Genomic DNA, 20,551 nt, shown 5'->3' on the forward strand with positions numbered 1-20,551 from the left:
AGAGGACGTAAACTGCGTCCTCTTCGTCTTTTCAGCCTGCCGATTTCGATGACTTCCACGCCCGCCACTCCTTTCGATCCAAGCGCCTTCCTCGCAACCTGCAGCGGGCGGCCGGGCGTGTATCGAATGTTCGACGAGACGGGCAAGCTGCTCTATGTCGGTAAGGCTTCCAATCTGAAGAAGCGTCTGGCCAGCTATTTTCGCAAGACCGGCCTGGCGCCCAAGACCGCGGCCCTGGTGGCGCGTATCGCTCAGGTCGAGACCACCATTGTCGCCAACGAGACCGAGGCGCTGCTGCTGGAGCAGACGCTGATCAAAGAGTGGCGGCCGCCGTACAACATCCTGCTGCGCGACGACAAATCCTACCCCTACGTGCTGCTTTCCGACGGTGAGTATCCGCGGCTGGGCATTCATCGCGGCGCGAAGTCGGCGAAGGGGCGCTACTTCGGTCCCTATCCCAGTGCCGGCGCCATCCGCGAGAGCCTGGCCCTGTTGCAGAAGACCTTCCTGGTGCGCCAGTGCGAGGACAGCTACTTCAAGAACCGTACCCGGCCTTGCCTGCAGTACCAGATCAAGCGTTGCAAGGGACCTTGTGTCGGCCTGGTGGATCCGCAGGAGTACGCCGAAGACGTGCGTCACTCGGTGATGTTCCTGGAAGGACGCAGCAGCGCGCTGACCGATGAACTGTCCGCGGCCATGGAGAAGGCGGCGACGGGGCTGGAGTTCGAGCTGGCCGCCGAGCTGCGCGACCAGATTTCCCAGCTGCGTCGGGTGCAGGATCAACAGAGCATGGAGGGCGGCAGCGGCGATGTGGATGTGGTGGCCGCCATCGTCAATCCGGGCGGCGCCTGCGTGCACCTGATCAGCGTGCGTGGCGGGCGGGTGCTGGGCAGCAAGAACTTCTTCCCGCAGGTGGGCATCGAGGAGGAGGGCGGTGCGGTGATGTCGGCCTTCCTGGCGCAGTATTACCTGTCCAGCCACGAGCGCGATCTGCCGGGCGAGCTGATCGTCAACGTCGACCATGAGGATCTGCCGACAGTGGCCGCCGCCATCGCCGAGTTGCGCGGCCGCGAGGTCGGCATCAGTCTTCGTGTGCGTGGCACGCGCGCGCGCTGGCAGCAGTTGTCAGTGACCAATGCCGAGCAGGCCCTGAGCGCACGCCTGGCCAATCGTCAGCACGTGGCCGCGCGCTTCGAGGCGCTGGCCGATGCTCTGGATCTGGATGAGCCGCCGCAGCGCCTGGAGTGTTACGACATCAGCCACTCCAGCGGCGAGGCAACCGTCGCCTCCTGCGTGGTGTTCGGCCCGGAAGGGCCGCTGAAGTCCGATTACCGCCGTTACAACATCGAGGGTGTCACCGCCGGCGACGACTACGCGGCCATGCATCAGGCGCTGACCCGGCGCTTCAGCAAGCTCAAGGATGGCGAGGGCAAGCTGCCGGATATCCTCCTGGTCGACGGCGGCAAGGGGCAACTGGCCATGGCACGCGAGGTGCTCCAGGAACTGGCGGTGCCGGAACTGATCCTGCTTGGTGTGGCCAAGGGAGTGACCCGCAAGCCGGGACTGGAAACCCTCTATCTGAACGATGCCGATCACGAGTTCACCCTGCCGGCCGATTCGCCAGCGTTGCACCTGATCCAGCAGATCCGCGACGAGGCGCACCGCTTCGCCATTACCGGCCACCGCGCCCGGCGCGGCAAGGCGCGGCGCACCTCCAGCTTGGAGGATGTGGCAGGCATCGGACCCAAGCGCCGCCGCGAGCTGCTCAAGCACTTCGGTGGGCTGCAGGAGCTGAATCGCGCCAGTGTCGAAGAAATCGCCAAGGCACCGGGTATCAGTAAAAAGCTCGCCGAGTCGATTTATGCGGCCCTGCACAGCGAGTAGAATGCGCGCTCAACTCGCTGGCCAGTGGTCCCGATGAACATCCCGAACCTGCTCACCGTACTGCGCGTCGCCCTGATTCCGGTCTTTATCCTGTTTTTCTATCTGCCGTTCGCCTGGAGCTACTGGGCGGCCAGCGCGGTATTCGCCCTGGCGGCAGTGACCGACTGGTTCGACGGCTACCTGGCCCGTCGCTGGGAGCAGAGCACTCCATTCGGCGCCTTCCTCGATCCGGTGGCCGACAAGCTGATGGTGGCGGTGGCCCTGGTGTTGCTGGTGGAGGAGCACGCCAATCTATGGCTGACCCTGCCGGCGGTGATCATCATCGGTCGCGAGATCGTCGTATCGGCACTGCGCGAATGGATGGCCGAGCTGGGCGCGCGCGCCCATGTGGCCGTATCCAACCTGGGTAAATGGAAGACGGCGGCGCAGATGGTGGCGCTGGTGATCCTGCTGGGTAACCCGCCGCAGCTGACCATCTGGGTCGGCGGTGGCTATGTGCTGTTGATAATCGCGGCCGGCCTGACCCTGTGGTCCATGCTGCAGTACCTGCTGGCCGCCTGGCCGCACCTCAGCATTGATGCCGAAAAGAAATAAAGTTTTTTGAATCAAGGGGTTGACGCGGCGTTTCGAATCTATAGAATTGCGCCCGTCACCAAGACGCGGGAATAGCTCAGTTGGTAGAGCACGACCTTGCCAAGGTCGGGGTCGCGAGTTCGAGTCTCGTTTCCCGCTCCAATTTGTTGACGTTGACGCCGCTTTTGCGGCGTCTTCGTTTGAGGCCGATTAGCAGAGTGGTTATGCAGCGGATTGCAAATCCGCGTACATCGGTTCGATTCCGGTATCGGCCTCCACTATAGAAAAGCCCCGTAGATCATTGATCTACGGGGCTTTTTCTTTGCAGTACCGGCAGTTCTACAATCTTGCCGGGCTGGCGTGGGCTGTATATAGTCCAGCCCTCGCTTCACAGTGCTACCGCCCGAATGGCGAAATCGGTAGACGCAGGGGACTTAAAATCCCTCGCCAGCAATGGCATGCCGGTTCGAGTCCGGCTTCGGGCACCATCTTTTCCTGGACACCTCAGCTTTCATGCTGCCGAGCTGCTTCGGCTCCCGCCGCGGTCAGTTTGAAGGGATCGCTCCAGTCCGCTTCCGCTTTCCTGTCCTGAATCAGCCCGCGCGCCTGTAGCTCGACAAGGGCCTCGGCGACCACGCGCTCGCCGCGATAGTTGTCGAGAATCTCCTTGCCCAGGCCGCCAGGCCCGGCGTGTAGCAGGCGGGTCAGTATTTCTTGCTCAAGTTCCTGATCGATTGCCATGGTTCACCTCGCAAGGGTTTGCCGTGAACGGGCACGCCGCGTCCAGCGATGGCCAGATTTATGCGCCCGGATGCACTACTGACTCGCCGTTGGCGTCGATGATTCCAGCAATCTGCTGTCGGGCAAGGAGGAGGGGCTTTGGGGCGGTCACCCCGGCTGGCGCGCCGCTGGACGTTTGCCAGGCAAAAGAAACCCGGCGCTAGGCCGGGTTAGAAATGGCATTCATGGAGTATCACGACGCCACTCTGTGCCTCTCGATGTGAAAAGAATGTGAAGGGAAAAGCTCGGTTGAAAACCCTGAGTGTGATTGCTTGGTGTGGCTCTGCAATTTAGGTGCAACCCGCGCCAAGCCAAGCGGCTCCAAACAGAACGGCGCCGCCGTATGCTACAGCTGATGTGCGGCCACGTGGCCGAAGGAGAGAAGAATGAGCATTCCGTTCTGGTGTGTCTTTATCGCTGCTTTGCTGATCTACGCTGCCAAGCTGCCCGTCGCTCGGGCAATGAACGCCGAGTCCGGCGGTTACGACAATCACAACCCACGGGCCCAGCAGGCGCGTCTCACTGGCCTGGGGGCCCGCGCGTATGCGGCGCATCTCAATAGCATCGAGATGTTCCCGCTGTTCGCCGCCGGGGTGCTGATGGCCCATACCACCGAGGTGTTCGGTTGGTGGGTGGACCTGCTGGCGATCCTGTTCATCGTTACCCGCGTGCTCTATCTGTTGTTCTACTGGCGCGATCTGGCCTGGCAGCGCTCCATGGTCTGGACCGTCGGCCTGGTCTGCTGCCTGTTGCTGATGCTCAGCCCGGCGATACGCTGGCTGCTGGTGATGCCCTGAAACGAACAAGGCCCGCATTGCGGGCCTTGTGCTGAAACGCTGGAGAGCTTACTGACCGTCGACGGCGTCCTTGGCCTCGTCACCGGCATCCTGGATGGCTTCGCCCGCGTCATCAGCGGCTTCCTGTAGCTTCTCGCCGGTGGTGGGCTCATGGCCGGTGGCCTGGTCGACCTTCTTCTCCATGGCCTCGCCAGTGTCTTCGGCGGCATCACCGAGCGACTCCATGGCTTCGGACACGTTTTCCTTGGCGGATTCCATCTTGTCTTCTGGCGTCTTCTCGCAGGCGCTCAGGCCGAGGGCCAGGGCAAGAAGCAGGGCATAGGTGAGGGGCTTTTGCACGGTTGGATCTCCTTGTCGATGCGGATGCTGTAGTACTGCATCCGTATCGCTTGGAGCGGAGCGGCGCGCCTAAGTTCCTGGCGCACCGATGCCTGCGGGCGAGCCGCAGGCATCGGGCAAGCGTTATTGCTGTTGCTGGCCAGCGGGCGGCGGAGCAGGAATGGTGGGCTGTGTCGGAGCGGCCTCGTTGTTTTCCTCGGCGCGTTCCTGCGCTGCCTCTTCCGCCGCGCGGGCGGCGTCGTTGCTATGCTCGGCGGCGTCGTTCATCGACTCCTGGGCTTCAGACTGGGCTTCGCGGGCCTCTTCGGCCTTGTCCTCCGACGGTTTGTCGCAGGCGGCGAGACCGAGCGTGGCGGCGAGCATGAGCGCATAGGCGAGTGATTTCTGCATGAGCTGTTTCTCCTCGTGGATGAAGGCCATCACTGCTTCGAGGCGCAGCCGTTGGCGATGGTTCAGACTGTTTTTTACCGCGGCCGGCAGCGACGCTATCATGCGTGGCTTTTCCGCATCGCCACGAGGTACCGACGATGAGTGATAACCCTGTTCTTGAGCGCGCCCAGCGCTTCCTGTCGGCCCTGCGCCACTGCCAGGTCCTGGGCCTGAGCGTGCATCAGGCCAAGCCTGAGGGACTGACCCTGCGCCTGCCGTACAGCACGCAGATCATCGGCAACCCAGAGTCCGGCGTGATCCACGGCGGTGCCATCACCACGCTGATGGACACCACCTGCGGCATCTCCACCGTCTGCGTGCTGCCGGAATTCGAGATCTGCCCAACCCTCGACCTGCGCATCGACTACATGCGCCCGGCCGCGCCGCACAAGGACGTCTACGGCTTCGCCGAATGCTACCGGGTCACCGAGAACGTCATCTTCACCCGTGGTTATGCCTACCAGGACAACCCTGACGAGCCGATCGCTCATGTGGTCGGTGCCTTCATGCGCATGGGCAAGCCGACCGATCTCAAGGCCGGCGCCAAGGGAGGTGCCTGATGACCGCGCTCAATCTGAATACCCTGGTGCGCCAGGCGCACGAGAAGAACGACTACGACGCGCTGCTCAGCCTGATTCCCTACGCCAAGCTGATCGGCATCGAGTGTCTGCGCCTGGGCGACGACATGGTGTTCCGCTTGCCGGCGAACAAGGACAACATCGGCAACCCGACCCTGCCGGCGCTACACGGCGGAGTGATCGCTGGCTTCATGGAACATGCCGCCATGCTCCATTTGCTGATGTTCATGGGTATTCCACATTTGCCGAAAATCATCGACTTCTCGATAGATTACCTGCGCGCCGGTCATTATCGTGACACCTACGCCCAGTGCCAGGTCTGGCGTCAGGGCCGGCGGGTGGCCAACGTCGCCATCACGGCCTGGCAGACCAGCCAGAGCGAACCCATCGCCACGGCCCGTGCGCACTTCAAGGTCGACGAACCCTGAGGGCGCGGCGGGTCATCGCATAACAACAAGGAATACCGAATGGATGCGCTGTTGATCCTCGGCGGCCTGCTGCTGATTCTCGCCGGCCTGGTCTGGCTGGTGATGCGAGCCTTCTCCACCAGCCTGCTGTGGGGCTGGGGCAGCCTGATCCCGCCGATCACCCTGATCTATGTGCTGCGCCACTGGCGTACCGCGCGCAAGGCCGTCGGCCTGGTGGCGCTGGGGGTGATCCCGCTGGTGGTGGGCATGGTGCTGATGGCCAGCCAGGACGCGGCGCGCCTGGAAGCGATCCTCAGCCTGCGCTGGCTCAAGGAGCAACCCAAGGCCCCGGCCGAACTGGCGATCCGCCTGCACGGCGAGCTTGACGGCCAGCCGTTCAACCCGCAGTACGCCGAGTTGATCGATGGCGTGCTGAGCCTGCGCGAAGGCGAGGACTTCTTCGCCCGCCGCGAGGTGACCATTCGCCTGCCGCAGGCGCAGAAGGCGCCGATCAAGCTGGATGTGCTGCCGGAAGATGCCGGCCGGCTGCCGGAAGTGGAGATCAGCTGGCTGTTGCCTGAGCAGGACCTGCCCGAGGCCCGCCGCCTGAGCAAGGGCTACACCCTCCACCTGGACCTGCAGGCGCTGCCGCCCAACAAGCTGCAGGGCGACTTCCACCTGGTTCTACCGCCGGCATTCAAGACCAGCCTGAGCGGCAATTTGGAGCTATTTTCCGATCGCCTGCGCTACAAGGACGGCCGCCTGGACGCCCAGTTCGACTCGCGCGAGACCCTGGCCAAGGTGATCGACGATTACCTGCAACGCCGCTTCGCCACTCGCCTGGTACAACTGGCCGAGTTGCCGGAGGTGACCTTCCCGGCCAGCGTTATTCCGCTGGCGGTGCAGGCGCGGGTCAATGGCGAGGCGCAGAACCTGGAGCTGGTGCTGGAGAAGGGCGCCCGTGGCTGGCAGGTGCAGGGCGATCATTACCCGGCGCTGGCCGAGCCGCGTGCCGCCGAGCCGGCCAAGCCGGCGCCCGAGGCCGAACCTGAGGTGGCGCAGACCGGCCGGCCGGCGCTGGATCGTCGCCAGCGTTTCTCCCTGCCGCGGTTGCAACGCAATCCGGAGCAGTACCGCAACCTCAGCATGCGCGTGAGCAAGGCCGCTGGCGGTACGGTGGAAGGGCGCTTCGTCGGCGTGGACGGCGACGGCAGCATTCGCCTGAGCCAGCAGCTGGGCGGAGGCGGTGGCCAGGCCAGCTTCAGTTTCAAGCCGGACGAGATCGGCAAAATCGAATTGCTTGAGCCGTAGTTGTAAACCTAGCCCCTTGAAATCCCTCACGAACTCCCCATCTGTATGACATCCGCCGCAATGGTGCGGCCTGTCATGCATGTGGAGTTCGACGACCATGAGTGTGGAAACTCAAAAAGAAACCCTGGGCTTCCAGACCGAAGTGAAGCAACTGCTTCACTTGATGATCCATTCCTTGTATTCCAACAAGGAAATCTTCCTCCGTGAGCTGATCTCCAACGCCTCCGACGCTGCCGACAAGCTGCGCTTCGAGGCGCTGGCCAAGCCGGAGCTGCTGGAAGGCGGCGCCGAGCTGAAGATCCGACTCAGCTTCGACAAGGACGCCAAGACCGTCACCCTCGAAGACAACGGCATCGGCATGAGCCGCGAGGAAGTGATCGCGCACCTCGGCACCATCGCCAAGTCCGGCACCGCCGACTTCATGAAGAACCTCACCGGTGACCAGAAGAAGGACTCGCACCTGATCGGTCAGTTCGGCGTGGGCTTCTATTCGGCCTTTATCGTCGCCGACCAGGTCGACGTATTCACCCGTCGTGCCGGCAGCCCGGCCAGCGAAGGCGTGCACTGGTCGTCGAAGGGTGAGGGCGACTTCGAGGTCGCCACCATCGACAAGGCCGAGCGCGGCACCCGTATCGTCCTGCACTTGAAGAGTGGCGAAGAAGAGTTCGCCGACGGCTGGCGCCTGCGCAACGTGGTCAAGAAGTACTCTGACCACATCGCCCTGCCGATCGAACTGCCCAAGGAATTTCACGGCGAGGAGAAAGACAAGCCGGCCGAGCCCGAGTGGGAGACCGTCAACCGCGCCAGCGCGCTGTGGACCCGCGCCCGCACCGAGGTCAAGGACGAGGAGTATCAGGAGTTCTACAAGCACGTCGCCCATGACTTCGAGAACCCGCTGAGCTGGAGCCACAACAAGGTTGAGGGCAAGCTGGAATACACCTCGCTGCTCTACGTGCCGGGCCGCGCGCCGTTCGACCTGTATCAGCGTGAAGCGCCGAAGGGCCTGAAGCTGTATGTGCAGCGCGTATTCATCATGGACCAGGCCGACGAGTTCCTGCCGCTGTACCTGCGCTTCATCAAGGGCGTGGTCGACTCCAACGACCTGTCGCTGAACGTCTCCCGCGAGATCCTGCAGAAGGACCCGGTGATCGACTCGATGAAGTCGGCGCTGACCAAGCGCGTGCTGGACATGCTGGAGAAGCTGGCGAAGAACGAGCCCGAGCAGTACAAGCAGTTCTGGAAAGCCTTCGGCCAGGTTCTCAAGGAAGGTCCGGCGGAAGACTTCGCCAACAAGGAGAAGATCGCCGGCCTGCTGCGCTTCGCCTCCACTCAGGGCGACGACGGCGAGCAGACCGTGGGCCTGGCCGAGTACATCGGGCGCATGAAGGAAGGCCAGGACAAGATCTATTTCCTCACCGGCGAGACCTTCGCGCAGATCAAGAACAGCCCGCACCTGGAGGTCTTCCGCAAGAAAGGCATCGAGGTACTGCTGCTCACCGATCGCATCGACGAGTGGCTGATGAGCTACCTGACCGAGTTTGACGGCAAGCACTTCGTCGACGTGGCGCGTGGCGACCTGGATTTGGGCAAGCTGGACTCGGAAGAGGACAAGAAGGCCCAGGAAGAAGTGGCCAAGGCCAAGGAAGGGTTGCTGGAGCGCCTCAAGGGCGCGCTGGGCGAGCAGGTCGCCGAGGTGCGCGTGTCGCATCGCCTGACCGACTCGCCGGCGATCCTCGCCATCGGCGAACAGGACCTGGGCCTGCAGATGCGGCAGATCCTCGAGGCCAGCGGGCAGAAAGTGCCGGACGCTAAGCCGATCTTCGAGATCAACCCGCAGCACCCGCTGATCGAGAAGCTGGATGGCGAGGCCGACGAAGACCGTTTCGCCGACCTGTCGCACATCCTCTTCGACCAGGCCGCCCTGGCCGCCGGCGACAGCCTGAAGGACCCGGCCGCCTATGTGCAGCGCCTGAACAAGCTGCTGGTCGAGCTTTCCGCCTGATTCGCAGTGGTGACGAAAAGCCCGCTTCGGCGGGCTTTTTCATGCCTGCCATCCGGCGGGAGGCAGTAGAAAGCGCTGGAGCTTGGGTGATGGTGGCTATTTAATGGCCATCTAAAGAGCTGCGGCCCAGCGCCGATATGCTTCTGCCTGCCTAACTTGCCGTTGCCGCCCCGCATGTCGTATCTGACCAGCCTTTTCCTGCTCGACGCCGATCCCAGCCTGCTTCTGTATGGCAGCCACAATCCCTGGCTGGTGGGGCTATCGCTGGCCATCGCCATGTTCACGTCGGGCATGGCCCTGCAGGTGGCAGGCATGGCGCGCCTCAGCGACAACCGCCTGTATCGCCAGGTGGCGCTGGTCACCGGTTCGCTGGCCCTGGGCGGTGGCGTCTGGGCGATGCATTTCATCGGCATGCTGGCATTCCAGCTCTGCGCCCGGGTCGACTACGCCCCCGGCCTCACACTGCTGTCGCTGCTGCCGAGCCTGGGCGCCTCCTGGGTGGCCCTGCAGTTGCTGGTGCGCCGCACGATCAGCCGCGTCCAGCTGGTCAGCAGTGGAGTACTGGTGGGCGCCGGTATCGGCGCCATGCACTACAGCGGCATGGCGGCCATGCAGATGGCGCCATTGCTGCGCTACGACCCTTACTGGTTCGCGCTGTCCATCCTAGTCGCGGTGGTCCTGGCGATTCTCGCCCTGTGGGTCCGCTTCGGCCTGCGCGGGCGCCTGTCGTCGGGCAAGGCAATCATGGCCAGCGGCGTGGTCATGGGACTGGCCATCGCCGGCATGCACTACACCGGCATGGCGGCGGCGCGCTTCATCGGTGTTGCCGAGCCGCTGGATCAGCAGAGCAACGCGGACAGCGTCTACATCGCCCTGGCCGTGGCCCTGATCACGGTGACCTTGACCGTGTTCGTCGCCGCCACCAATGGCCTGTTGCGCTACCGCCAGCTGTTCCGGCAGATGCAGGGGAGCGAGTCGCGCCTGCGCGCGATCCTGGAAACCGCGGTGGACGGCATCGTCATCATCGACGAACAGGGGCTGATCGAGGGCACCAACCCGGCGGCCGAGCGCCTGTACGGCTGGAGCAAGGGCGAACTGATCGGGCGGCACATCAACACGGTGATTCCCGAGAGCTACCACAAGGGTGTCCTGGACTATCTGCCCCGGCTGATGCGCGAAGGAAGGAGCGAAGTCATCGGCGGCAGCCGCGAAGTCGAGGCGCTCTGCAAGGATGGCAGCTTGCTGCCGATCCGCCTGGCCATCGGCCTGGTCAACCTGCCGGGCAAGACCCTGTATGTCGGCTTCGTCAGCGATATCAGCGCGCGCAAGAGCATGGAGCAGGCCCTGCGCGAGAGCGAACAGCAGTACCGCTCGCTGATCGGCAATATTCCCGGCGTGTCGTTCCGCTGCCTGCTGGACGAAGACTGGACCATGCTGTTCATCAGCGACGCGGTGGAGAAGCTGACCGGCTGGACCGCGGACGACTTCATGAGCCAGCGCAAGTCGATCAGCAGCCTGTACCACCCCGAGGATTTCCAGCGTGTGGCGGAGGAGGTGCTGGCGGCCGTCGGCCAGGGGCGCAACTACACGGTCGAATACCGCTTGTATGACCGCCAGGGCGTCGAGCACTGGATCTGGGAAAGCGGCAGCGCGGTGCTCGATGAGCACGGCGAGCCGAAGTGGATCGACGGCGTGCTGCTCGACATCACCGATAGCAAGCTGCGCAACGCCGAGTTCGAGAGTACGGTGACCGCCATCCGCCGGGCGCTGCTGGTGATCGAGTTCGACCTGCAGGGCAATATCCTCGACGCCAACCAGAATTTCCTCGACCTGATGGGCTACCGCCTGGAGGAAATCCAGGGCCGGCATCACCGCATGTTCTGCGCCCCGGACTATGTCGAGAGCCAGGAATACGCCGACTTCTGGGCGCAGCTTGGGCGTGGCGAGCTGGAGGCCGGCGAGTACCGGCGTCTGGCCAAGGGTGGGCGCGAGGTGTGGATCCAGGCGTCCTACAACCCGATCTTCGACGCCGACGGCAAGCCGTTCAAGGTCATCAAGTTCGCCACCGACCTCAGTCAGCGCCGCGAAATGGAAGAGGCCCTGCGCGACGCCAAGGAAGTGGCCGAGCTGGCGGCGGCGGCCAAGACCACTTTCCTGGCCAACATGAGCCACGAGATCCGCACGCCGATGAACGCCGTCATCGGCTTCACCGAGCTGCTGCTGGACAGCGTGCTCAACGAACAGCAGCGCCGCCACCTGGGCACTGTACGCCAGGCCGCGCGCTCGCTGCTCGGCCTGCTCAACGACATCCTCGACACCGCCAAGCTGGAGCGCGGTGCGGTGGAACTGGAGAGTCGCGACCTGTCCCTGCGCGAGCTGTGCGCGCAGGTCTGCGACTCCCTGCGTCTGGGCGCGGAAGCCAAGGGCCTGAGCCTGTGCCTGGACTACCAGGAGAGCCTGGGAGACTACTTCAAGGGCGACCCGCTGCGAATCCAGCAGGTACTGACCAACCTGGTGGGCAACGCGGTGAAGTTCACCGAGACCGGCTGGGTACGCCTGGAAGTCAGCGGCGTGCCGGGGCAGGTGCACTTCGCCGTGCGCGACAGCGGCATCGGCATCGCCGAGGACCGCCTGCAACACATCTTCGATCCCTTCGCCCAGGCCGATGCCTCCATGAGCCGGCGCTTTGGCGGCACCGGCCTGGGCACCACCATCGCCCGCCAGCTGACCGAACTGATGGGCGGCAGCATCACGGTGGAGAGCCGCCTGGGGGCGGGCAGCGTGTTCCATGTGCAGTTGCCGCTGCAGGCCGGCGTGGAGCAGCTGGGCGAACGTAGCGGCGGCGCGCGACTTTTGCCGACGTTGAATATCCTGGCCGCGGACGACGTGGCGCAGAACATCGAGCTGCTCAGCCTGACTCTGGGTGCCCTGGGCCATCAGGTGACTACCGCCGGCGACGGCGAGCAGGCCCTGGCCGCCTTCGTCGGGGGGCGCTTCGACGTGCTGCTGATGGATGTGCAGATGCCGCGCATGGACGGTCTGGAGGCCACCCGGCGCATCCGCCGTCACGAGCAGGATCACGGCCTGCGTGCCACGCCGATCATCGCCCTGACCGCCAGCGTGCTTGAGCAGGATCGCCGCGCCGCGCGCGAGGCGGGCATGGACGGCTTCGCCTCCAAGCCACTGGAGATGGACAAGCTGCTGGCCGAGATCGCACGCGTGATCGGCCTGGCGCCGGCCGCCGAGCAGTCCGCCGCGCTGGACGTGCCGGCTGACCTGGCTATCGACTGGCCACGCGGCATTCATCTGTGGGGCAGTCAGCAGGCCATGGCCGCTGCGATCCGCCGCTTCCTCGACGAGCATGCGGGCAGTTGCGCCGAAGTCGCGCGTCTATTGCAGGACAACCGGCGGGAGGCGGCCATCGAACTGGTGCATCGCCTGCGCGGCGCTGCCGGCAACCTGGCGCTGCTGCGTGCCAGTCGCCTGGCCGGGCAGCTGGAGCACGCCCTCAAGGGCGCCATCCCGGCCTCGGTGGATGAGTTGCTGGCGGCGCTGCAGGCTGCGCTCGCCGCCCTGCCGGTCGAACTGCCGGCGCCGGCTAAAGTGGAAGAGGGCGGTACGGCAGCGATGCCGGCGGCTGAGCTGGCCGAACTGGTCGAGCACGCCCGCGCGGCCCTGCAGCACGGCGAGCTGGCCGAGGATGCATTACAGCGCCTGAGCGCCGCATTGCCGGCCCATCAGGCCCAGGCCCTGGAAGGCGCCATCAACGATTTCGACTTCGAGCGCGCCGACGCGCTGCTGGCCGAGCTGCTCGGCCGTGGAGACATGCCGCAATGATCAGACCCGCCGATGCTCGCCCCAAGCTGTTGCTGGTGGATGACGAGCCGACCAACCTGCAGGTGCTGCGGCAGATCCTGCAGGATGACTATCGCCTGCTGTTCGCCAAGGACGGCGACAAGGCACTGGAGCTGGCCGAGCGCGAGAGCCCGGCGCTGATCCTGCTCGACGTGATGATGCCGGGCATGACCGGCCACGAGGTGTGCACCCGGCTCAAGGCCCAGCCGGCCACGGCGGGCATCCCGGTGATCTTCGTCACCGCCCTGGCCGACGTCGAGGACGAGGCGAGGGGCTTCGAGGTCGGCGCGGTGGACTACATCACCAAACCGGTCAGCCCGGCCATCGTGCGTGCTCGGGTACGCACCCACCTGTCGCTGGTGCGGGTCGACGAGCTGCACGAGACGCGCCTGCAGATCGTCCAGCGTCTGGGCCTGGCCTCCGAGTACAAGGACAACGAGACCGGCCTGCACGTGATCCGCATGAGCCACTACACCCATATCCTGGCCAAGGCCGCCGGTTTCAGCGAGCACGAGGCGGACGACCTGCTCAACGCCGCACCCATGCATGACGTGGGCAAGATCGGCATTCCCGACGCCATTCTGCAGAAGAACGGCAAACTCGACGATGCCGAGTGGCAGGTGATGCGCAGCCATGCGCAGATTGGCGCGGAGATCATCGGCGAACACGACTCCGGCCTGCTCAGGACCGCCCGCATCATCGCCCTGACTCACCACGAGAAGTGGGACGGCAGCGGTTACCCCAACGGCCTCAAGGGTGAGGAGATTCCCCTGGCAGGACGCATCGTCGCCATCGCTGACGTGTTCGACGCGCTGACCAGCGTGCGCCCCTACAAGCCGGCCTGGCCGGTGCAGGAGGCGGTGGACTTCCTGCGTCGTGAGAGCGGCCGGCACTTCGATCCGGAGCTGGTCGAGCTGTTCCTGGCCCAGCTGCCGGCGATTCTCGAAGTTAAGGAGCGCTGGGCGGAAACGGACTAGGGCACAATGCCGGCCTCTGCCGCCTGGAGGCCATCATGAGTCTGCCCACCTGGGAACTGCTGTCCTACATCGTCACCGTGGTGGCGTTGCCGTTTGCCATCGGCGTATTCCTCTTTGAGCAGCGCAAGGAGCGCGAGAACGAGGAAGAGGCCATCTGGCAGCAGATATCCGATGCCTATATCGCCTTTCTCGAAGTGGTGTTGGCCAACCCCGATCTGCGCCTGCGCAGCCAGGCCGCTACCCCCGACCTCAGCGACGAACAGCGCGAGCGCATGTGGGTGATCTTCGACATGCTGATCTCGCTGTTCGAGCGTGCCTACCTGCTGGCCTACGAAGACGACATGAGCGAAAAGCAGCGCCGTCGCTGGCACTCCTGGGAGGATTACATGCGCGAATGGAGCCGCCGCGAGGATTTCCGCGAGCGCCTACCGCACCTGCTGCGTGGCGAGGACCCGGGCTTCGCCGCCTATATCCAGGGCCTGGCCGACGAAGAAGTGCGCAATCCTCAAGACTGACTAGTCTTGTCGCTTTGCGGCGGCAGTTGCCCGCCGCCGGGCCGAGAGGAGGCAGCATGAGCCAGATCGTCAACCGTACCCTTCGCTATGAAATCGATGGCCAGCCGTTCGAGGGCCAGTTGCTGTACGACGAGTCGCATGCACGGCCGAGGCCGGGCCTGCTGCTGGCGCCGAACTGGATGGGGGTATCCGCTGGCGCCATCGAGATCGCTAGCCAGGTGGCCGAGCGTGGCTACGTGGTGCTGGTGGCGGACGTCTACGGTGTTGGCATACGCCCGCAGAACCATGATGAAGCCGCCGCGGCGATGATGTCGGTGAAGGGCAAGCCGATCCTGCGCCAGCGCCTGCAGGCCTCGCTCGCTACGCTCAAGGCCCAGCCTGGCACGGCGCTGGACCCCAACCGGCTGGCGGTGTTCGGCTTCTGCTTCGGCGGCCATTGCGCGCTAGAGCTGGCCCGCGACGGTGCGCCGGTGAAGGCCGCGGTGTCTTTCCACGGCACCCTTGATACGCCCAACCCGGCCGATGCGCAGAATATCCGTGGCGCCGTGCTGGTGCTGGATGGCGCCGCCGATCCGCTGGTGCCACGCGAACAACTGACCGGCTTTATCGAGGAAATGAGCGCCGCCAATGTCGACTGGCAGCTGACCACCTACGGCGGCGCGGCACACTCCTTCACCGACAAGCAGGCCAACATCCCCGGCAAGATGCAGTACAACGCCAAGGTGGCGCGCCGCGCCTTCGCCGCGATGCACGACCTGTTCGAGGAAGTCTTCGCCTGATCCGACCGGCTAGGGTGCGCCGGCCTTCTTGGCGATGGCCAGCGGATAGTCGATCAGCACTTCCTCGGCCGAATACAGCGGTGTGGCCAGTCCCGGATCGGTCAGGACCGCGCGCACTCGGTAGCGCCCCGGTGCCAGCTGGGGGAAGAAGGGCACATAGGCATCCTGCTGCTGTTCGTCCGCGTGGTAGATGACGAACTGGCCGTGCTGCCGCTCAATGTAGTTGTCGTCGAGCAGGTAGCCTTCGCCGGGCTTGAGTTCGATCTGGTGGTTGGCGGCATACAGGCGATGGCTACTCTGTGTGCCGTTCTCGGCGGTGAACAACAGGTGCACCTCGGCATGCTCCAGCTGTAAAGGCCGGTCGCCGTCGAGGCCCAGGTTGAACAGCGGCGAGGACGCATCGGAGAAGTCGCTCATGCTCAGGCGCAGGCCGTCCGGATGTGCCGCCGCGCTGTAGCGCTGGTGCAAGTCGTAAGCCTGGTCGAGCGAGATCCAGCGCTCCAGCGGGCCCTTCTTCGATGCGTAGCGAATCAGCAGCCACTGCTCCTTGCGCGCCAGTACCTCGCACACATCACCCTGGATCAGATAGGCCTTGCTGCGGCTGGCCTCGTTCGGTTGCTGGTGCAGATAAAGGCGCGCTGTCGGCACCGTCCAGGTCTGCGGCTGGTCATCGTCGTTCATGGCGCGGCTGGCCACTACGTTGCCCTGGGTGTCGAAGGTCTTCTCGAACAGCGGGAAGAACACATAGGGGTAATCGGGGCTGTAGTCGTCCTGCACTTGCAGAGTCTTGTACAGCCACGGTTGGCCCTGGGCGTCGAAGCGGAAGGCGTCGTAGTACCAGCGCGGGCCGCTGCGGCAATTGCTGTACAGGGCACGCTCCTCGACCTTGCGCGCCAGCCCGAAGAAGCTCGAGCAATTGACACAGTCGATCAGCGTCTCCGGCATTGCCAGGAACTCATAGCGGCGCAGAGAAGGGCGGTACAGATAGAGGTGGTAGTTCTCGTTGACCATGCCGGCGGCGACGCTGATCGCCAGATCGGCATGGCCATCGAAGTCGTAGTCGGCGACCTCGAAGCGTGGTTCGGTTTCGTTGGCCTCGGGAATCTGCAGCTCCATCCAGCTGCCGTCCGGCTGCTGCAGCCGATAGTTTTCACCTTTCTGCTCAACACGGGCCTTTAGCCCGAGCTCGGGTTGCAGTGTTGGCAGGTCGGCGTGGGCGAGTAGCGGCGAGGTCAGCAGGGCGGTGGCGAACAGGCGAAGAGCGAGGGACACGGCAGCAATCCTTTGCGGGCGGAGATCGCCATGTTACTGCCGGACCGACAGTCCGGCACGTGATGGGCGCGGCATTATGTGCCGGGCAGGGTGATGCGCTCGGTCTCGCCGGGCACCCGCGGCCAGTCCCAGGCCGCCCAGTTCTGCTTGGCTTTTTCCAGCAAGGCGGCATCGCTGGCGACGAAGTTCCAGTACATGCGCCGCGGCCCCAACGGCTCGCCGCCGATCAGGGCCAAGTGGCACTCGCCACAGGCGGTCAGCAGCAGCTCCTCGCCCTCCGGCAGCACGGCCATGCCGCGCAGGGGCAGGTCGTTACCCTCCAGCTGGGTTTCGCCGTCGATCAGGTACAGCGCGCGTTCGCGGTGTTCGGCGGGAATCAGCAGACTGGCGCCGGCCGCGAGCTTCAGCTCGGCATAGAGTGTGGGTGAGTGCATGGGCACCGGCGATTCGAGGCAGAAGCCGCTGCCGGCGATCAGGGTGATCTGCACGCCCATCGCCTCGCTGCGCGGCAGGCTGGCGGCCGGGTGGTGGCTGTAGCTCGGTTCACCTTCTTCCAGTTCCTGCGGCAGGGCCAACCATACCTGCAGGCCGTGCAGGCGCGAGCCGCTTTGCCACAGGTGTTGCGGAGTGCGTTCGACATGGGCCACGGCGCGGCCGGCGGTCATCCAGCTGACGTCACCGGGCTGCACCAACTGGTCCGAGCCGAGGCTGTCCTTGTGCTGCAGTTCGCCCTCGAACAGATAGGTAAGGGTGGAAAGGCCGATGTGCGGGTGCTGGTTGATGTTCATGCCGCTGCCGGCCGGATAGGCCTTTTCCAGCATGTGATCGAAGAACACGAAAGGGCCGACGCTGCGGCATTTGGCCGAAGGCAGCGGGCGCAGGATCGGTTGCCCGGCGATGTCCTCGGCCTTGGGGCGGATCAGCAGCGGCTCGCTCATGCGCCGCCGCCCAGCTGGGTTGTCACCTGCACCTCGGCGCTGGTCATCAGCTTGTGCACCGGGCACTTGTCGGCGATGCGCAGCAGTTGCTGGCGCTGGGCATCGTCCAGCGCACCGTGCAGCTGCAGTTCGACGTTGAGGCGGTAGATGCCCTGGCGCTCCTCGCTGTCGTCGCGTTGTACCTGCACGTCGAGGCTTTCCAGCGGCAGGCCCTTCTGCTTGGCATAAAGCATCAGCGTCAGGGCCTTGCAGGCACCCAGGGCGGCATCGAACAGGTCGTGTGGCTCAGGGCCGGAGGCGGTGCCACCGAAGGATTCGGGCACGTCGGTGTGCAGCAGGTGTTCGCCGATCTCGATGCTATGGCGCAGGCCGGACTCGGTGCTGATACGGATCATGGTGGCTCCCAGGCTAGATTGGATGGCCCAGCCTAGCCCAAGGGCGCGAGCGCAGACCAGCCTGGCGAGGCATCGGTTGCGGCCAAGTGCGGGCCACGGCGGGCCAGACGCTACCGGGCCGTGCTCGGCCGGAACCAGAGTTCCTGGCGTTGGTGGGGCGTCTGCGGTGGCTGATCGGGGTTTTCCAGTTCAATTACCTGGCGGCGCTCCAGCCCGGCGCGCTTGATGGTTGCGCCGTGGTACTGCTGGAACAGGGCATCGAAGCTGCCGTCAGCGATCATCGCTTCCAGGCCGCGCTCGATGTGGCCGGCCAGGTCGGCGCGGGCGCGCGAAGTGAAGAAGTAGAAGGCGCTGGGGTAGTGGATGACGATGTGCTCGTCGACTTCCAGGTTGAGGCCTTGCTTGGCGGCTTGCGCCTGCTCGTCCCAGGCCACCACCACTTCGCGCGGGAACAGATCGAAGCGGCCCGCGTCGAGCATGCGGAACAGGCTGTCGTAGCTCTGGCTGGTGATCACCTGCAGGCCGTTGCTACGCAGGATGCGGGTGTCCGGCCAGTCGGCGCGCTGGCCGATGCGCAGCGGTTTGAGGTCCGCCGCGCTGTGCACCTTGGCCAGCCAGTCCTTGTCCTCGCGCCGCACCAGGGGCACGCGCCAGCCGATCAGGCCCTTGTAGATCGGGATGCGGATCGGCAGCAGGCTTTCCTCGCGGGCCTTGGTGGTCATGGTCCACATCAGTTGCACGCTGCCATCGTTCTGCTCCAGCGATTGTTCCGCGCGGCTCTGCGCCATGGGCCGGTGCGACGGCCGCAGCTGGTAGTCGCCACCGCTCTTGGCCAGGGCCTGGCGCAGCAGCTCGACCACATAGGCCTCGGGATCGGCGCCATTGGAATGCAGCGGATAGGTCAGCGGTTCGGCGGCCAGCGGTGTGACGCAGAACAACAGGACGAGCAGGGCGGCGAGGCGGGCGATGGACATGCGCAGGGTTCGCAACGAGAGATGCATCATGATGGCCTTTCGCACGCATGCTCGCCAGTGAACGGCACGGGAGGGATGGCGGTCTACTCTTGCTCGAAACGCCAGGGAGTCATGCCTTTGTCCGTCCGCCGCCTGTTGTGCGCCGCCTTTTGCGGCCTGCTGGCCCTGCCAGCCAGTGCCCGCGACTATCGCTTCAGCGATGCCCATCTGCACTATGTCGACTTCTTCCAGGAGAGCGAGGGCATGACCCCGCTGCTGGAGGCCATGGCCGCCGGCAACATCGACCACGCGATGATCAGCGGCATCCCGGTGGCGAAGAAATGGCACGAGGACGAGCCCAAGCGCCCGCGCTACTACGCCGGCGACGATGCCGGGGCGTACTGGTACAGCGCCACCGATGTGCTGCTGGCCGACGCCCTGCGGCGCCTGCCAGCCGAGCAGCGCCAACGCTTCCACCCCTTCCTCAGCGGCTTCAATCCCGCCGACAAGAACTCCGACGCGCATATCCGCCGCATGCTGGAGCTGGACCCCGGCCTGTGGCAGGGCCTGGGTGAAGTATTTACCCGCCACGACGACCTCACTGCGCTGACCTACGGCGACACGCCACGGGCCAACAACGAGGCCATGACCCGCATCTATCACCTGGCAGCCGAGTACGACCTGCCGGTACTGGTGCACAGCAACATCACCTCCAAGCGCGAGCGCAACCCGCTGTACCTGGAGGAGATCGAGGAGCCGCTGCGCAACCACCCGCATGTACGCTTCATCTGGGCCCATGCCGGCACCAGCCTGGAGATCCATCGTCACCAGGAGAAGCTGGATTTCCTCCTGCCGACCCTGCAGCGCATGCTCGGCGAATACCCCAACCTGTATATCGACCTGTCCTGGAGCGTGCTGCGGCCTTATCTGCTGGATGCCGAGGGTCGGCCCGACCCGCGCTGGGTGAAGCTGGTCAGCAGCTATCCGGCGCGCTTCATGCTCGGCTCCGACGTGGTCGGACGTTTCGACGATCTGGGGCAGTACATGGCCGATTTCCGGCCGTTCCTCGATGCCCTGCCGGAAGACGTGGCGCACAAGGTGGCGCGAGACAACTTCCTTGCCGTGCTGCCGCGCAAGCACCAGGCGCAACTGCGCGACTGACTGTCATCAGCCTGTAACCGCCGCGTCATAGCCTCGCGCCAACTTTCCACAAGGAGCGCGAGATGAAACTGTTCAGCCTGTCTGCCCTGGCCCTGTCGCTGGGCCTGTTTTCCCACCTGGCCCTGGCCGATGTGCAGGTGCAGGGCCCTGTCGAGTACGGCGTGTTCGCCAGCGCGCCGATCAAGGACCCGCAGCCGGGCGAGCGCATCCTCAGTCGCGCCAACCAGCCGATCGAGCAGACCGAGGTGGTGCCGGCGCGCCTCGGTACCAAGTTCGGCGTGCGTTATCAGCTGACTGGCAAAGCCGAGACCGAAAAACCGCTGACCCTGATGTACTTCACCCCCGGCCTGATCGGCCCGGACGGCAAGCGCCAGGACAAGATCGAGTTGCAGCAGAAATTGGTGGTCGGCGCGCCGCAGGACGTGATGGCCTTCGAGTTCACCGAGCACCACGAGGTGGTGCCGGGCGAATGGCAGTTCATGGTCTTCCAGGGTGACCGCAAGCTGCTGGAACAGCGCTTCACCGTGCGTTGATCGTCAGGCGGCTATCCGCCGCCCCGCTGGCGTTTGGGGTGTCTGTTTGCTTGGCTTATCAGTCTATGGACCA

20 protein-coding genes and 3 tRNA genes are annotated in these 20,551 nt (G+C 64.8%); 16 read left to right on the forward strand and 7 right to left on the reverse strand.

Going from position 1 to position 20,551, the window contains the following annotated elements; all coding sequences use genetic code 11:
- Window positions 1-48: 48 nt before the first annotated feature.
- The 5 genes from uvrC to IB232_RS08275 all read left to right on the forward strand — a co-directional run bounded on the left by uvrC (window position 49) and on the right by IB232_RS08275 (window position 2,945).
- On the forward strand, window positions 49-1,884 hold the full coding sequence (gene uvrC / locus IB232_RS08255; RefSeq protein ID WP_192398044.1) for an excinuclease ABC subunit UvrC: 1,836 nt from the start codon (window positions 49-51) through the stop codon (window positions 1,882-1,884).
- A gap of 33 nt (window positions 1,885-1,917) precedes the next feature.
- On the forward strand, window positions 1,918-2,478 hold the full coding sequence (pgsA, locus tag IB232_RS08260) for a CDP-diacylglycerol--glycerol-3-phosphate 3-phosphatidyltransferase (RefSeq protein ID WP_192398045.1): 561 nt from the start codon (window positions 1,918-1,920) through the stop codon (window positions 2,476-2,478).
- A gap of 65 nt (window positions 2,479-2,543) precedes the next feature.
- Window positions 2,544-2,619, forward strand: a tRNA-Gly gene (locus IB232_RS08265).
- Between the two features lie 42 nt (window positions 2,620-2,661).
- A tRNA-Cys gene (locus tag IB232_RS08270) sits at window positions 2,662-2,735 on the forward strand.
- A 123-nt stretch (window positions 2,736-2,858) separates the two neighbouring features.
- Window positions 2,859-2,945 (forward strand) — tRNA-Leu (locus IB232_RS08275).
- Window positions 2,946-2,961: 16 nt separating this feature from the next.
- Here the strand turns inward: IB232_RS08275 and IB232_RS08280 are convergent.
- Window positions 2,962-3,198 carry a hypothetical protein gene (locus tag IB232_RS08280; RefSeq protein ID WP_192398046.1) on the reverse strand — a complete coding sequence of 79 codons (237 nt, stop codon included), beginning with the start codon at window positions 3,196-3,198 and terminating at the stop codon, window positions 2,962-2,964.
- Between the two features lie 425 nt (window positions 3,199-3,623).
- Here IB232_RS08280 and IB232_RS08285 point away from each other — a divergent pair, with 425 nt between their 5' ends.
- The gene (locus IB232_RS08285; RefSeq protein WP_192398047.1) at window positions 3,624-4,034 is read left to right on the forward strand and encodes an MAPEG family protein; all 411 of its coding nucleotides are present in this window, start codon (window positions 3,624-3,626) and stop codon (window positions 4,032-4,034) included.
- Between the two features lie 48 nt (window positions 4,035-4,082).
- Here the strand turns inward: IB232_RS08285 and IB232_RS08290 are convergent, their stop codons facing one another.
- Together IB232_RS08290 and IB232_RS08295 are read right to left on the reverse strand one after the other, a co-directional pair.
- A complete protein-coding gene (locus IB232_RS08290) occupies window positions 4,083-4,373 on the reverse strand; it encodes a hypothetical protein (RefSeq protein WP_192398048.1) in 291 nt (96 codons plus the stop codon).
- A gap of 123 nt (window positions 4,374-4,496) precedes the next feature.
- On the reverse strand, window positions 4,497-4,865 hold the full coding sequence (locus tag IB232_RS08295; RefSeq protein WP_412547719.1) for a hypothetical protein: 369 nt from the start codon (window positions 4,863-4,865) through the stop codon (window positions 4,497-4,499).
- Window positions 4,866-4,900: 35 nt separating this feature from the next.
- Here IB232_RS08295 and IB232_RS08300 point away from each other — a divergent pair, with 35 nt between their 5' ends.
- From IB232_RS08300 to IB232_RS08335, 8 genes are all read left to right on the forward strand, one after another.
- On the forward strand, window positions 4,901-5,362 hold the full coding sequence (locus IB232_RS08300; RefSeq protein ID WP_192398049.1) for a PaaI family thioesterase: 462 nt from the start codon (window positions 4,901-4,903) through the stop codon (window positions 5,360-5,362).
- A complete protein-coding gene (locus IB232_RS08305; RefSeq protein WP_137973326.1) occupies window positions 5,362-5,808 on the forward strand; it encodes a PaaI family thioesterase in 447 nt (148 codons plus the stop codon). The genes IB232_RS08300 and IB232_RS08305 overlap by 1 nt, the downstream gene beginning before the upstream one ends.
- A 39-nt stretch (window positions 5,809-5,847) precedes the next feature.
- On the forward strand, window positions 5,848-7,098 hold the full coding sequence (locus tag IB232_RS08310; protein ID WP_192398050.1) for an MFS transporter: 1,251 nt from the start codon (window positions 5,848-5,850) through the stop codon (window positions 7,096-7,098).
- A 97-nt stretch (window positions 7,099-7,195) separates the two neighbouring features.
- On the forward strand, window positions 7,196-9,100 hold the full coding sequence (gene htpG, locus IB232_RS08315; protein ID WP_192398051.1) for a molecular chaperone HtpG: 1,905 nt from the start codon (window positions 7,196-7,198) through the stop codon (window positions 9,098-9,100).
- A gap of 174 nt (window positions 9,101-9,274) precedes the next feature.
- A complete protein-coding gene (locus IB232_RS08320; protein ID WP_192398052.1) occupies window positions 9,275-12,937 on the forward strand; it encodes a PAS domain S-box protein in 3,663 nt (1,220 codons plus the stop codon).
- Window positions 12,934-13,932, forward strand: coding sequence for a two-component system response regulator (locus IB232_RS08325; protein ID WP_192398053.1), 999 nt, complete (start codon window positions 12,934-12,936; stop codon window positions 13,930-13,932). The genes IB232_RS08320 and IB232_RS08325 overlap by 4 nt, the downstream gene beginning before the upstream one ends.
- A 35-nt stretch (window positions 13,933-13,967) precedes the next feature.
- Complete coding sequence (locus IB232_RS08330) at window positions 13,968-14,447, forward strand: hypothetical protein (protein WP_192398054.1); 480 nt, start codon at window positions 13,968-13,970, stop codon at window positions 14,445-14,447.
- Between the two features lie 56 nt (window positions 14,448-14,503).
- Window positions 14,504-15,226, forward strand: a complete 723-nt coding sequence (locus IB232_RS08335; protein ID WP_192398055.1) for a dienelactone hydrolase family protein — start codon at window positions 14,504-14,506, stop codon at window positions 15,224-15,226.
- A gap of 9 nt (window positions 15,227-15,235) precedes the next feature.
- On the opposite strand, the gene IB232_RS23480 is transcribed toward IB232_RS08335, so the two are convergent.
- From IB232_RS23480 to IB232_RS08355, 4 genes are all read right to left on the reverse strand, one after another.
- Window positions 15,236-16,498 (reverse strand): XAC2610-related protein, encoded by a 1,263-nt coding sequence (locus IB232_RS23480; RefSeq protein WP_225592221.1) that lies wholly within the window; start codon window positions 16,496-16,498, stop codon window positions 15,236-15,238.
- 74 nt (window positions 16,499-16,572) lie between these two features.
- Complete coding sequence (locus tag IB232_RS08345) at window positions 16,573-17,436, reverse strand: pirin family protein (protein ID WP_192398056.1); 864 nt, start codon at window positions 17,434-17,436, stop codon at window positions 16,573-16,575.
- Window positions 17,433-17,843: an OsmC family protein gene (locus IB232_RS08350; protein ID WP_192398708.1), complete on the reverse strand. Its 411-nt coding sequence runs from the start codon at window positions 17,841-17,843 to the stop codon at window positions 17,433-17,435. Before IB232_RS08350 ends, IB232_RS08345 begins: the two co-directional genes overlap by 4 nt.
- Before the next feature lie 98 nt (window positions 17,844-17,941).
- Complete coding sequence (locus IB232_RS08355) at window positions 17,942-18,805, reverse strand: substrate-binding periplasmic protein (protein ID WP_192398057.1); 864 nt, start codon at window positions 18,803-18,805, stop codon at window positions 17,942-17,944.
- Between the two features lie 111 nt (window positions 18,806-18,916).
- On the opposite strand from IB232_RS08355, the gene IB232_RS08360 reads away from it, so the two are divergent.
- Window positions 18,917-19,945 carry an amidohydrolase family protein gene (locus IB232_RS08360; RefSeq protein ID WP_192398058.1) on the forward strand — a complete coding sequence of 343 codons (1,029 nt, stop codon included), beginning with the start codon at window positions 18,917-18,919 and terminating at the stop codon, window positions 19,943-19,945.
- A gap of 62 nt (window positions 19,946-20,007) precedes the next feature.
- Complete coding sequence (locus IB232_RS08365) at window positions 20,008-20,478, forward strand: DUF3859 domain-containing protein (RefSeq protein WP_192398059.1); 471 nt, start codon at window positions 20,008-20,010, stop codon at window positions 20,476-20,478.
- Window positions 20,479-20,551: the final 73 nt, after the last annotated feature.

This window comes from Pseudomonas sp. PDM15, from assembly GCF_014851565.1.
In the GTDB taxonomy this organism is placed as follows: Bacteria; Pseudomonadota; Gammaproteobacteria; order Pseudomonadales; family Pseudomonadaceae; genus Aquipseudomonas.